Source organism: Variovorax sp. YR266, assembly GCF_900107295.1.
Lineage (GTDB): Bacteria > Pseudomonadota > Gammaproteobacteria > Burkholderiales > Burkholderiaceae_C > Variovorax.
In genome coordinates this window covers 138,699-151,815 of the sequence record NZ_FNPM01000001.1, presented here as the reverse complement: position 1 = coordinate 151,815, position 13,117 = coordinate 138,699, and the positions used below count along the sequence as shown (strand labels likewise).

The following is a 13,117-nucleotide window of genomic DNA, read 5'->3' as shown; positions in this document are numbered from 1 at the left end:
TGTCGTTGGATGGTTGATGTTTTTAACCACCAACGGGGCGCCGCCTACGGCAGCGCTCGCGTTTGAGATTGATATTCATGACCGACGCTTTTGAAGCGCAGGGCGAGTTCGCGCCTGTGCAATCCGCTACCCACAACGAATTCACCGCCGCCACGGACACCATGTCCGAGGCGCCCATCCTCGAGGCGCTGGATGCAGCTTCCCCCGAAGCTGCCGCGGCCGAGGAGCCCGCCAAGCCCAACGGCTTCATCAAGCTGGGCCTCGCGCCCGAGCTGATCGCCGCCGTGGCTGACCTGGGCTTCACCCAGCCCACCACCGTGCAGGAAAAGGTCGTGCCGATCGCCATGGGCGAAGAGGGCGCTGCCCGCTTCGTCGACCTGATGGTGTCGAGCCAGACCGGCTCCGGCAAGACCGCCGCCTTCCTGCTGCCCGTGCTGCACACGCTGCTCAAGCGCCAGGCCGAGGCAGAAGCCGAGGCCAAGGCCGAGTTCCAGCGCCTGGCCGCCGAAGCTGCTGCCCGCGGCGAAGCCCCGCCCAAGAAGCCGAAGCGCAAGGACCCGACCAACGCCCGCCATTTCAAGGCCGCCACGCCCGGCGCCCTGATCCTGTGCCCGACGCGCGAACTCGCGCAGCAAGTCGCGCACGACGCCATCGAACTGGTTCGCCACTGCCGCGGCCTGCGCATCGCCAACGTGGTGGGCGGCATGCCTTACCAACTGCAGATCGCCAAGCTGCAGAACGCCGACCTCGTGGTTGCCACGCCCGGCCGTCTGCTCGACCTGCAACGCTCGCAGCAACTCAAGCTCGACCAGGTCAAGTTCCTGGTGGTCGACGAAGCTGACCGCATGCTCGACCTCGGCTTCTCCGACGACCTGGCCGAAGTCAACCAGCTCACCATCGAGCGCCAGCAAACGATGATGTTCAGCGCCACCTTCGCGCCGCGCATCCAGCAGCTGGCCCAGCGCGTGATGCGCGAACCGCAGCGCATCACCATCGACAGCCCGCAGGAAAAGCACGCCAACATCAAGCAGGTGCTGTTCTGGGCCGACAACAGCCAGCACAAGCGCAAGCTGCTCGACCACTGGCTGCGCGACACCAGCATCAACCAGGCGATCGTGTTCGCGAGCACGCAAGTCGAGTGCGATGGCCTCGCCAACGACCTGCAGCAAGAAGGCTTCAGCGCCGTGGCGCTGCACGGCGCCCTGAGCCAGGGCCTGCGCAACCGCCGCCTGATGGCGCTGCGCCAGGGCCAGGTGCAGATCCTGGTGGCCACCGACGTTGCCGCCCGCGGCATCGACGTGCCGACCATCACCCACGTCTTCAACTTCGGCCTGCCGATGAAGGCCGAGGACTACACCCACCGCATCGGCCGCACCGGCCGTGCCGGCCGCGACGGCCTGGCCGTCACGTTCGCCGAGTTCCGCGATCGCCGCAAGATCATGGACATCGAGCACTACAGCCGCCAGCAGTTCAAGGCCGAAGTGGTGCCGGGCATGGAGCCGCAACAGCGCATGCCGCAATCGCGTCCGCCGCAAGGCGAATTCCGCGGCGGCCGTGGTGACAGCCAATCGCGCGACCGCAAGTTCGGTGGCGGCGGTGGCTACCGCGGCGGCAATGGTGGCGGCAACGGCGGCTATGCCGGTGCCAGCGGCTTCAACGACCGCAACTCGCGTGGTCCGGCCGCACCGGGCCCGCGTGGCTTCCAGGGCGGCCAGAACGCCGGTTTCGGCGGCGGCCGTGACGAAGGCGGCAACGGCGGCGGTGCCGGCTACGGCCGCAAGCCGGGCTGGGGCGACAGCGCTCCGCGCGGCGGCCACGGTCACGGCGGTGGCCGCGGCGACGGCGGCTTCGCGCCGCGCGAGGGCTTCGCGCCCCGCGGCAATGGCGCTGCCGGTCATGGCGGCCCAGGCAAGGTGTTCGTGCCCCGCGACGCGCAAAAGCGCGCGTTCAAGCCCAGCCGCTGATCCTGCTTCCCGAGCGGCCTGACGGCCGCCTCGCCCCCAGAAAGCCCGCGCTTCTAACGAACGCGGGCTTTTTCATTTCGGGTTTCCGAGCAGTCAGGTGACGTCGAATTTGATTGACATCTGAATCGATGAAAAGTAATGTAATAAGGCATTATTTCCCCGGGTCCGCCCTGCGGCCGCCGGTTCATCGACACCTGCTTTTCGACTTTCGACATGAAAATTGCGATTCTTGGGGGTGGCCACGGCGCCTATGCGGCCGCTGCGGACCTGTCTGAAACCGGCCATGAAGTGCGCCTGTGGCGCCGCGACGCCGCCGCGCTCGAGCCGCTGGTGCGTGCCGGCTCGATCACACTGAAGGACGCCGACGGCGCACGTGAGGTGCCCATTGCGCTGGCCACCGCCGACATCGGCGCAGCCCTGAAGGGCGCCGAGCTGATCGTCATTCCCACCCCCGCGATCGCCCAGTACGACATCGCACTCGCGATGGCACCGCACCTGGTCGACGGGCAGGTCGTGTTCCTGCCGCCGGGCACCTTCGGCAGCTATGTGATGGCCAAGACGGTGAAAGAGGCCGGCAGCCGTGCCGACGTCGCCTGGGCCGAGACCGGCACCCTGCCTTACCTGGCGCGCAAGCACGGCGAGCGCGAAGTCAACGTCACCATCCGCGCCATTCGCCTGCCTACCGGCGTCTATCCGGCCCGCAAGGAGGCGCAAGCCATCGAGGTGATCCGCAAGGCTTATCCGTCCGTGCACGGCTGCGGCGACGCGCTCTCGGGTGCACTGATGAACGCCGGCCCAGTCATCCACCCGCCGTTGATGGTGATGAACGCCGCGCCGCTGCAGCACTTCGAGCGCTGGGACATCCACAACGAAGGCACGCAGCGCGCCGTGCGCGACGTGACCGACCGGCTCGACCAGGAACGCATTGCCGTGCGAGAAGCCTTCGGGCAGGGCGCGCCGCACTATCCGCTGGCCGACCACTACAACAACGACCAGTGGATGTACGGCGACGCGCACAAGCAACTCGTCAAATCGGGCGACTGGCGCGAGAACATCGACCTGCACACGCACCGCTACATCACGGAAGACACCGAGCTCGGCCTGGCCTTCCTGGCCTCGGCCGCGCGCCACGCGGGCGTGGATGCACCCATCGCCCACGGCCTGCTGGCCATCGTTGGCGGCTTTCTCGGGCGCGACCTGCGGCGCGGGCCGCGCACCTTCGAAAGCCTGGGCCTCGCCGACCTGAGCGCGGCGCAACTCAAGCAGAGGCTGCACGATGGCGAATGACGCCGCGCTCCCCCGGTTCGCGGCGGTCGGCGCGGGCCGCATGGGGCGCGGCATCGCCATCGCATTCGCCTATGCCGGCCACCGCATCTCGCTGATCGACCTGCGCCCGCGCAGCGACGAAGCCTGGCAGCGCCTGCGCGACGAAGCAAAGGCCGAGATCGAAGCCAGCCTCTCGGGTCTCGCGCAGCTCGGCGTGATCGACGCATCGCAGATCGAGCGCATCGCCGCGCGCGTGGACTTCGTCAACGCCGCGGCCGCCCCGCAGGCGCTGGCCGCAGCCGAACTCGTGTTCGAAGGCGTCCCCGAAACCATGGAAGCCAAGCGCGAGGCCTTCGAGCAGCTCAACCGCCATTGCCGCGACGACGCGATCCTCACCTCGACCACCAGCAGCATCCTCGTGACGCAACTGGCGTCATTGGTGCGGCTGCCCGGGCGCTTCCTCAACATGCATTGGCTCAACCCGGCCTACGTGATCCCCGTGGTCGAGCTGAGCTGCCACCCCGGCACCGACGCCGCCGTGCTCGCCCGCACCAAGACGCTGATGGAAGAGATCGGCAAGCTGCCCGTGGTCTGCGGCGCCTCGCCAGGCTACATCGTGCCGCGCCTGCAGGCGCTGGTGATGAACGAAGCCGCACGAATGATCGAGGAGGGTGCCGCCACCGCCGAAGAAATCGACAAGGCCACGCGCTACGGCCTGGGCCTGCGCTTCGCCGCGCTGGGCGTGGTCGAGTTCATCGACTTCGGCGGCTGCGACATCCTGCATCACGCGAGCCGCGAGATGTCGGCCTCGCTCGACGCGGGCCGCTACACCGCGCCAGCCATCGTCGGCCGCATGGTCGAGCAGGGCCGGCTGGGCCTCAAGAGCGGCAGCGGCTTCTACGACTACGAAGGCCGCGACATCGCGGCCTACCGGCGTGACGTGCTCTCGCGCACGCTCGGCGAACTGCGGCATGCGGGCCTTTGGCGCGCGCCCGCGGACGAGACCTTGCCATGAGCATCCGCCGCGCCTTTGCCGATCTGTCGGTGGGGCAGGTGCACTACGCGGCGTGCGGCGACCACCAGGCGCCGGCCGTGCTGTTGCTGCATCAGTCGCCGCGCAGCTGGGCCGAGTACCGCGCAGTGCTGCCGTTGATCGGCGCGCATCGTCGGGCCATCGCGATGGACACAGCCGGCTTCGGCGATTCGGCCGACGGCGGAGTGCCGGCGAGCATCGGGCAATGGGCACGCGTGGCCTGTGAACTGCTGGATGCGCTGGGCATCGCGCAGGCCGACGTGGTGGGGCATCACACAGGCGGCGTTATCGCAGTCGAGCTCGCGGCAGCGTTTCCTGAGCGCGTTCGCAGCCTGGTGCTGTCTTCGACGCCGTACACCGACGAGCCCTTTCGCAAGGCACGGGCACAACGTCCACCCATCGACGAAGTCGCGCCGAGCGAAGACGGCTCTCACCTCGCAGCGCTGTGGCAAAAGCGCCAGGGTTTCTATCCGCTAGGACGTCCCGACCTGCTCGAAGCCTTCGTGCTCGATGCATTGAAGGTCGAGCGTGTCGAAGAGGGCCATCGCGCCGTCGCGTCGTACCGCATGGAAGAGCGCATCAGTCGCGTCACGCAGCCCACGCTGATCGTTCGCGCCACCGCCGACCCGTTCGCGGCGCCGCATGCCGAGGAGCTGCAGCACCACCTGCCGCAAGCACGCATCGTCGACATCGAAGGCGGCATGGTGCCGCTGCCCGACCAGATGCCTGAAGCCTTCGCGCGTACGGTGCTCGATTTTCTGGAGACGCTGCCGTGAAGGCAGTGCGCATCCACGGATTCGATGCGATCCCCGTGCTGGAGGAGATTGCCGACCCTGTCGCGCGGCCGGGCCGCACCCTGGTGCGCATGGAGGCCGCAACGGTCGGGCACATCGACCGCACAGTGTGGCGCGGGAGTTTCCTTCGCCATCCGCCGTTGCCCTACACGCCTGGCGTGGAGGCTGCAGGTGTAGTGATGGCAAGCGAACGGTATGCCATCGGCCAGCGCGTGTGGCTGCGCGGCAGCGGACTCGGCACGCTCTTCGACGGCACCTGGTGCGAGCAGATCGATGCGCCCGACGAAGCGCTGGGCCTGTTGCCCGACGCTGTGCCGATGGCGTTGGGCGCTGCTTTCTTCTCGCCCACGACCTCGGCATGGGTGGCGCTGCACGAAGTCGCGAAGCTGCAGGCCGGTGAGCAGGTGCTCGTGACCGGCGCGAGCGGCGCCGTCGGCTCGCTCGTGATGCAACTCGCACGCGACGCAGGTTGCACGGTGAGGGCAGTGAACCCAGATGCCGCGCCGCCACCCGCTGCCAGCGCTGATCTGCTGATCGACACAGTCGGCGGAGATGTGCTCGCCAAGGTGCTGCCTTCGGTGCGGCCAGGCGGCCGTGCCGTGCTGGTCGGCTATACCGCCGGCCCGACGCTGCAGCTCGACATCGCGCACTTCCTGCAACGCGACGTTGCGCTGTTGCCTCTCAACATGTTTCGACGTGAAGCCGTCGGCCGTGCCGCGGCGCCCGAATTGCTCGCGAGGCTGGCCGATGGCCGCCTGCACCTCGACGTGCAGCCGTTCGCATTTGCCGATGCAGCTCGCGCGCTTGAATGGATCGCACAACGCGGCCACCGCGGCCGCGCCGTCCTCGTGCCCCGCCTCTGAGCGGAGAGGCGAGCGAGCAAGCAAGCAAGCTCAGTCTTCTTGCGGCTCCTCGACCGGCACATGCACGTGCAGGTCGATCATCTGCCGCAGCGTTTGCTTGAGCTCTTCGGCGCGCCGTAGCCCGAAGGGTTCGAGCACGCGCCGCTCGTGGTCGCGTGCCAGTTCCATCAGATGCTCGACAGCCTTCAGTCCCTTGCGCGTGATGCGCACCAGCGTGATGCGGCGATCACTTTCGTGGGGCAGGCGCTCGACCTGTCCGCGCGATTCCATGCGGTCCAGAAGCCGCGTCACCGTGGGTTGCTTGGTCACTGTCACCTGCGCGAGCTGGCCGATGCTGATCGGCTCGCTGCCTGCGAGCGATGCCATCACGCGCCACTCCGACACAGAAAAGCCCTGCTGCCGCGCAACCTCGTGGAACTCCGAGGAGATCAGCTGACTGGCCTGCGCCAGCAGCGCCGGTAGGTAGTCATCGACGAAGCGATGCGATTCGACGGATTGTTCTTCAGCCATGAAGGCACCTCACAGTCGCCGCGGGCACGCTGTTTGCATGTCTAGGGTAATTCATGATTGTGGATACATTCATTTGTCAACATTATATGAACCGCGATGCAGCTCCCCAAGCTCATCGTCCCACGATAGACAACAAGGACCCAGATGGCCGAGCGTTCATTCGTTGAAGAAGTCAAGAAGCTGCGGCTTTCTGGTGGGGAAGTCTTCCGTGGGGAGGGCATTCTGGCGGTTACCAAGGCCTTGCTCGAATCGGGAGTTTCCTATGTGGCGGGCTACCAGGGTGCACCCATCTCGCACCTGATGGACGTGTTGGCCGACGCGCAGGACATCCTCGCCGAGCAGGGCATCCGCTTCGAGAACAGCGCGAGCGAGGCCACCGCCGCTGCCACGCTGGCCGCCTCCGTCAACTACCCGCTACGCGGCGCCGTCACCTTCAAGGCGACCGTGGGCACCAACGTCGCGTCAGACGCGCTGGCCAACCTGGCATCCGGCGGCGTCACCGGCGGCGCGCTCATCATCGTCGGCGAAGACTACGGCGAAGGCTCGTCCATCATGCAGGAGCGCAGCCATGCCTTCGCCATGAAGTCGCAGATCTGGCTGCTCGATCCGCGCCCCAACTTGCCGAGCATCGTCGACGCGGTGAAGCAGGGCTTCGATCTTTCGGAGGCCAGCAACACGCCGGTGATGCTGCAGCTGCGCATTCGTGCCTGCCACGTGCACGGCCACTTCATTGCAGGCGACAACCGCCGCCCGAAGTTCACGCTGAAAGACGCGCTCGAGAACCCGCAGCGCGATGTCAGCCGTATCGTGCTGCCGCCCGCGAGCTTCGTGCATGAACAAGAGAAGGTGAAAGACCGCTGGCCCGCTGCCGTGCGCTTCATCGAGGAGCGCAAGCTCAACGAGTTCTTCTCCGAAGACGCCGACGACATCGGCATCATCGTGCAGGGCGGCAGCTACAACACGCTGCTGCGCGCCCTCGAGCGCTTGGGCCTGGCCGACGTGTACGGCAACACGCAGGTGCCGCTCTATGTGATGAACGTGGCCTACCCCGTCATCGAGAGCGAGGTGATCCGCTTCTGCGAAGGCAAGCGCGCCGTGATGGTCGTGGAAGAGGGGCAGCCCAACTTCGTCGAGCAGAACCTGGCAGCCATCCTGCGCCAGGCCGGCTCGACCACTGCGCTGCACGGCAAGGACATGCTGCCGGTGGCTGGCGAGTACACCGCCTCCGAATTGCTCAAGGGCGCGCGCAGCTTCTGCGAGCGCTACGAACGCCTGGCACCGCTGCCGGTGCCAGCGCCGGTGCGCAAGGTGATTCCGTTGAAGGAAGTGGCGGCCATCGGCGTCGATGCCGCACCCGAGCCCGCGCAACCGTCGACAGCATTGGGTGAGGTAGTCCACGCCCGTCCGCCGGGCTTCTGCACCGGCTGCCCCGAGCGCCCCATCTTCAGCGCCATGAAGCTGGTCGAGCGCGAACTCGGAGCGCACCACGTGAGCGCCGACATCGGCTGCCACCTGTTCTCGATCCTGCCGCCCTTCAACATCGGCAACACCACCATGGGCTACGGCCTGGGCGGCGCAGGTGCCGCGGCGCTCAATGCACCGGCAGGCAAGCGCGCGATCTCGATGATGGGCGACGGCGGCTTCTGGCACAACGGCCTCACCAGCGGTGTCGCGAACGCGGTCTTCAACAAGAGCGACAACCTCACCATCGTCGTAGACAACAACTACACCTCGGCCACGGGCGGGCAGGACATCCTGTCGTCGCACGCCGTCAACAAGACGCGCAGCACCGGCCACGAAATCGAGCGCGCCGTGCGCGGCGTGGGCGTTGAGTGGGTCAAGACGCTACGCCGCACCTACGACGTGGCAGGCATGCGCGACGCGCTGAAAGACGCACTCACCACCACGAAGAAGGGCCCCAAGGTCCTGATCGCCCAGTCGGAGTGCATGCTCAACAAGCAGCGCCGCGAGAAGCCGCTGGTGCGCAAGGCCATCGCCGACGGCAAGCGCATGGTGCGCGAGAAGTTCGGCGTCGATTCAGACACATGCACCGGCGACCATTCCTGCATTCGCCTGTCGGGCTGCCCGTCGCTGTCGATCAAGCCCAACCCCGATCCGCTGCGCACCGACCCCGTTGCGACCGTGCTCGACAGCTGCGTGGGCTGCGGCGTGTGCGGCGAGGTCTCGCATGCCGCGGTGCTGTGCCCGTCGTTCTACAAGGCGCAGATCGTGAGCAACCCCAGCCGCTGGGACATGCTGCGCGAGCGGGTGCGCGCCGCCGTCATCGGCTGGCTGCAACGCGGCGAAGCGCGCCGCCGTGAAGCCTATGCCTTCTGAAGCAATGACGAGCAACGCACAACCCATAAAGGTTGCCATCCTCGCCATGGGCGGGGAGGGCGGCGGCGTGCTGGCCGACTGGATCGTCGACATGGGCGAGGCCAACGGCTACGTCGCCCAGACCACTTCGGTGCCGGGCGTGGCCCAGCGCACCGGCGCGACCATCTACTACGTCGAGCTGTATCCCGCGGCGCAGGCCGAGGCCGATGGCGGCCTGCCGGTGCTCGCGCTGATGCCGCTGCCGGGCGACGTCGACGTGGTGCTGGCGTCGGAGCTCATGGAGGCCGGGCGTGCCGTGCAGCGCGGCCTCGTCACGCGCGACCGCACCACGCTGATCGCATCCACGCACCGTGTCTTCTCCATTGCGGAGAAAAGCGCCTTGGGCGATGGCCGCGTCGACAGCGACCAGCTTCTCGCACACACCGCCAAGGCAGCCAAGCGCTTCATCCGCTTCGACATGGCACAGGCAGCCGAAGCTTCGGGCAGCGTGATCAGCGCCGTGCTGTTCGGCACGCTGGCAGGTTCGGGCGTGCTGCCATTCAGCCGCGCGCAGTTCGAGGCAACCATCGAGCGAGGCGGCGTGGGCGTGAAGCCCAGCCTCAAGGCCTTTGGCGCGGCGTTCTCTCGCGCACAGGGCGGTGACGACGGCGAGCCTGCGAAAGAAGTGCCTATCGCCGCGCCGGCGCCGCAACCGCGCCACCCGGCCGTGCGGGCTTTGGTTGAGCGGGTGCAACACGACTTCCCGGTGCAAGCGCAAGACTTCCTGCTCGAAGGCGTGCGCCGTCTCATCGACTACCAGGACCCGGCCTACGCCAGCCTGTACCTCGACCGCATGGCCGCCATCGCCGCGCTGCCGGGCAACGACGACCATCGCCTGCTGCGCGAAACCGCGCGTCACCTCGCGCTCTGGATGTCCTATGAAGACACCGCCCGCGTCGCAGCCCTGAAGACCCGCGCCACCCGCTTCGAGCGCGTGCGCGGCGAGGCCCGCGTACAACCGGGCCAGGTGCTCGCCATCAACGAATACATGCACCCGCGCCTGCAGGAAATCTGCGAGACGCTGCCTGGCGGCATCGGCCGCTGGCTCATGAACTCGACGATGCCCAAGAAGCTCGTCGAGCGCTTCACGCAGCACGGCCGGGTGATCCAGACCAGCTCGCTGCGCGGCTACCTCATGCTGCGCATCGTGGCGGCATGCAAGCGCTGGCGCCTGTCGACGATGCGCTATGCCGAAGAAAACCGCCGTATCGAGGAATGGCTGCGGCGCATCGCCGCCACCGCGCAACGCAACCCCGAACTGGCCGTCGAACTGGCCCAGTGCCAGCGCCTCGTCAAGGGCTACAGCGATACGCACGAACGCGGCATCCGCAACTACGACACCGTGATGCGTGCTGTCGAGCGCGCCGGCACAGCGCTGGCACCGGCCACGCTGCGCGAACTGCGCGATGCGGCCCTGGCCGACGAACATGGCCACAAGCTGCAGGCTGCACTGGCACAGCACGCACTGGCCTGAAGAGACAACGAAGATGACCGCACCCTCAGCCACCCTTTCACTGCGCGTCGTCGAGGCGCGGGCGTTGAATCCGCTGATCCGCATGCTGCGCCTGCGCGCCGAAGACGGCCGCGCGCTGCCCGGCTTTGCAGCCGGCGCCCACATCCGCGTGCAGGTGTCGCTGCCCGACGGCAAGACCGACTGGCGCCACTACTCGCTCATCAACTTCGACACGGCGCGCAATGCCACCAATGCGCCGGCTGAATACGTGATCGCAGTGCGCAAGGAGGCCGAAGGCCGGGGCGGCTCGCGCTTCATGCACGAGCAGCTGCGAGAGGGCGACACCCTCGCCATCGAGGCGCCCAAGAACGACTTCCCGCTGCACACCGGCCCCGGCGGCACCGTGCTGGTGGCCGGCGGTATCGGCGTGACGCCGCTCGCCACCATGGCCGCCCGCCGCCGCGCCGAAGGTGCAGCCGTGCGCATGCACTACGCCGGCCGCAGCCGCGACCTGATGGCCTTCCTGCCCGAGCTTCAAACCCTGCTCGGCGATGACCTGCGCGTGCACGCGGACGCCGAGGCCGGCACGCCGCTCGATATCGACGCGCTGCTCGACAGCGTTCCCACCGGCGACCGCCTCTACGTGTGCGGCCCCAAGGTCATGCTCGACGCCGTGCTCGAGCGCACCCAGGCGCGCGGCTGGGAACATGACCGCGTGCACTTCGAGCTTTTCACCGAGCCCGTCGCGGAAGAAGGCGATCAGCCCTTCGAGGTGGAGCTCGCCCAGTCGGGCCAGCGCTTCACCGTGCCGGCCGACCAGAGCATCCTCGACTGCCTGATAGAGAACGGCTGCGACCCGATGTTCGACTGCAAGCGCGGCGAATGCGGTGTATGCGCGGTGCCGGTGCTCGAAGGCGAGATCGACCACCGCGACTACGTGCTCACCGCCCGTGAGAAGGCGGAGGGCAACGTCATGCAGATCTGCATCTCGCGCGCCAAGGGTGCGCGCCTGGTGCTCTACATCTGATGAAGCAAGGAGCCATGAGAACCATGACCTCGTACCGAGACAACCCCGATGCCATCCGCGCGCTGGTGCAGCATGATCGCGTGCACCGCGACCTGTACACCAGCCAGGAACTGTTCGAGCTGGAGCAAGAGCATTTCTTCGCCAACACCTGGAACTACGTCGGCCATGAAAGCCAACTGCCCAAGCCCGGCGACTGGATCAGCAACGAGATCGCGGGCCGCCCGCTGATCATCGTGCGCCACTCCGACGGCAGCGTGCGCGCCATGATGAACCGCTGCGCCCACAAAGGCTCGCGGCTCGTGAACGGGCCCTGCGGCAACACCGGTAAGTTCTTCCGCTGCCCGTACCACGCCTGGACATTCAAGACCGACGGCGCACCGCTGGCGATTCCGCTGAAGACGGGCTATGAGCACACGCAACTGCACGAGTGCGAGTCGGGCAAGGGCCTTACCACCGTGAAGCACGTGCGCAGCCACCGTGGCTTCATCTTCGTGAAGATCAACGACGCAGGCCCCGACTTCGACGAATACTTCGGCGACTCGCTGAGCTCCATCGACAACATGGCCGACCGCTCGCCCGAAGGCGAGCTCGAAATTGCGGGCGGCTGCCTGCGCTTCATGCACCAGTGCAACTGGAAGATGTTCGTCGAGAACCTCAACGACACCATGCACCCCATGGTGGCGCACGAATCTTCCGCCGGCACCGCCAAGCGCATGTGGGCCGACAAGCCCGAAGACGAGCCCAAGCCCATGGCGGTAGAGCAGTTCGCGCCCTTCATGTCCGACTACAAGTTCTTCGAGGACATGGGCATCCGCACCTACGATAACGGCCACAGCTTCACGGGCGTGCACTTCAGCATCCACAGCAAGTACAAGGCGATCCCCGCGTACGACGACGCCATGAAGGCGCGCTACGGCGAGGAGAAGACGGCGCACATCCTCGGCATGGCGCGGCACAACACCGTGTACTACCCGAACCTCACGATCAAGGGCGCGATCCAGGCGATCCGCGTGGTCAAGCCGATCTCGGCCGACAAGACGCTGATCGAGAGCTGGACCTTCCGCCTCAAGGGGGCGCCGTCCGAGCTGCTGCAGCGCACCACCATGTACAACCGGCTCATCAACTCGCCGTTCTCGGTGGTGGGGCATGACGACTTGCAGGCCTACCGAGGCATGCAGGCCGGCCTGCACGCGAGCGGCAACGAGTGGGTGAGCCTGCACCGCGACTACGACCCCTCCGAGTTGAAGGGCGGCGAGATCACAACGGGCGGCACCAACGAGCTGCCCATGCGCAACCAGTACCGGAGCTGGGTGCAACGCATGACGGAGACGATGTAATGGCCGGTACCGAAGTCACCCGCCAGGACCTGATCGACTTCGTCGTGAACGAAGCACACCTGCTCGACACGCGGCGCTACGAAGAGTGGAACGCGCTCTTCACCGACGACGCGTTCTATTGGATTCCGCTGGTGCCCGACCAGGAAGACGGCCTCAACCACACCTCGCACCTGTACGAAGACAAGCTGCTGCGCGACCTGCGCATCGAGCGCTTGAAGAGCCCGCGCGCTTTCTCGCAGCAGCCACCGAGCCGCTGCCACCACCTGTTGCAGGTGCCGGTGGTCGAGCAGTTCGATGCCGAGGCCAATCGCTACGTGGTGCGCACCGGGTTTCACTACACCGAATCGCAGGGTGACGAACTGCAGTTCTACGTCGGCACCTTCTTCCACCACCTCACGGTGCAGGATGGCGCGCTGCGGATGACGCTCAAGCGCGTCAACCTGCTCAACTGCGATGCGGCCCTGCCGGCCGTGCAGCTCTTCATCTGACTGGGA

11 protein-coding genes are annotated in these 13,117 nt (G+C 67.0%); 10 read left to right on the top strand and 1 reads right to left on the bottom strand.

What is annotated here, in order from left to right:
- Positions 1–77 precede the first annotated feature (77 nt).
- From BLW48_RS00740 to BLW48_RS00720, 5 genes are all read left to right on the top strand, one after another.
- Positions 78–1,964, top strand: coding sequence for a DEAD/DEAH box helicase (locus BLW48_RS00740; RefSeq protein WP_093172071.1), 1,887 nt, complete (start codon positions 78–80; stop codon positions 1,962–1,964).
- Positions 1,965–2,177: 213 nt separating this feature from the next.
- A complete protein-coding gene (locus BLW48_RS00735) occupies positions 2,178–3,251 on the top strand; it encodes an NAD/NADP-dependent octopine/nopaline dehydrogenase family protein (RefSeq protein ID WP_093172069.1) in 1,074 nt (357 codons plus the stop codon).
- Complete coding sequence (locus BLW48_RS00730) at positions 3,241–4,245, top strand: 3-hydroxybutyryl-CoA dehydrogenase (protein WP_093049717.1); 1,005 nt, start codon at positions 3,241–3,243, stop codon at positions 4,243–4,245. Before BLW48_RS00735 ends, BLW48_RS00730 begins: the two co-directional genes overlap by 11 nt.
- Positions 4,242–5,039 carry an alpha/beta fold hydrolase gene (locus BLW48_RS00725; RefSeq protein ID WP_093172067.1) on the top strand — a complete coding sequence of 266 codons (798 nt, stop codon included), beginning with the start codon at positions 4,242–4,244 and terminating at the stop codon, positions 5,037–5,039. The genes BLW48_RS00730 and BLW48_RS00725 overlap by 4 nt, the downstream gene beginning before the upstream one ends.
- Positions 5,036–5,920 (top strand): quinone oxidoreductase family protein, encoded by an 885-nt coding sequence (locus BLW48_RS00720; RefSeq protein ID WP_093172065.1) that lies wholly within the window; start codon positions 5,036–5,038, stop codon positions 5,918–5,920. Before BLW48_RS00725 ends, BLW48_RS00720 begins: the two co-directional genes overlap by 4 nt.
- Positions 5,921–5,950: 30 nt before the next feature.
- Here BLW48_RS00720 and BLW48_RS00715 read toward each other — a convergent pair whose 3' ends face one another.
- On the bottom strand, positions 5,951–6,430 hold the full coding sequence (locus BLW48_RS00715; protein WP_093075493.1) for a MarR family winged helix-turn-helix transcriptional regulator: 480 nt from the start codon (positions 6,428–6,430) through the stop codon (positions 5,951–5,953).
- 144 nt (positions 6,431–6,574) lie between these two features.
- Between BLW48_RS00715 and BLW48_RS00710 the strand changes: the two genes are divergently transcribed.
- The 5 genes from BLW48_RS00710 to BLW48_RS00690 are packed head-to-tail and all read left to right on the top strand — an operon-like array spanning position 6,575 to position 13,111.
- Positions 6,575–8,767: a thiamine pyrophosphate-dependent enzyme gene (locus tag BLW48_RS00710; RefSeq protein ID WP_093172063.1), complete on the top strand. Its 2,193-nt coding sequence runs from the start codon at positions 6,575–6,577 to the stop codon at positions 8,765–8,767.
- Positions 8,768–8,771: 4 nt separating this feature from the next.
- On the top strand, positions 8,772–10,280 hold the full coding sequence (locus BLW48_RS00705; RefSeq protein WP_093172061.1) for an indolepyruvate oxidoreductase subunit beta family protein: 1,509 nt from the start codon (positions 8,772–8,774) through the stop codon (positions 10,278–10,280).
- A gap of 13 nt (positions 10,281–10,293) precedes the next feature.
- Positions 10,294–11,286: a PDR/VanB family oxidoreductase gene (locus BLW48_RS00700; RefSeq protein WP_093172059.1), complete on the top strand. Its 993-nt coding sequence runs from the start codon at positions 10,294–10,296 to the stop codon at positions 11,284–11,286.
- 23 nt (positions 11,287–11,309) lie between these two features.
- Complete coding sequence (locus BLW48_RS00695; RefSeq protein ID WP_093172057.1) at positions 11,310–12,623, top strand: aromatic ring-hydroxylating dioxygenase subunit alpha; 1,314 nt, start codon at positions 11,310–11,312, stop codon at positions 12,621–12,623.
- Complete coding sequence (locus tag BLW48_RS00690) at positions 12,623–13,111, top strand: aromatic-ring-hydroxylating dioxygenase subunit beta (protein WP_093172055.1); 489 nt, start codon at positions 12,623–12,625, stop codon at positions 13,109–13,111. Before BLW48_RS00695 ends, BLW48_RS00690 begins: the two co-directional genes overlap by 1 nt.
- The last annotated feature ends 6 nt before the right edge of the window (positions 13,112–13,117 follow it).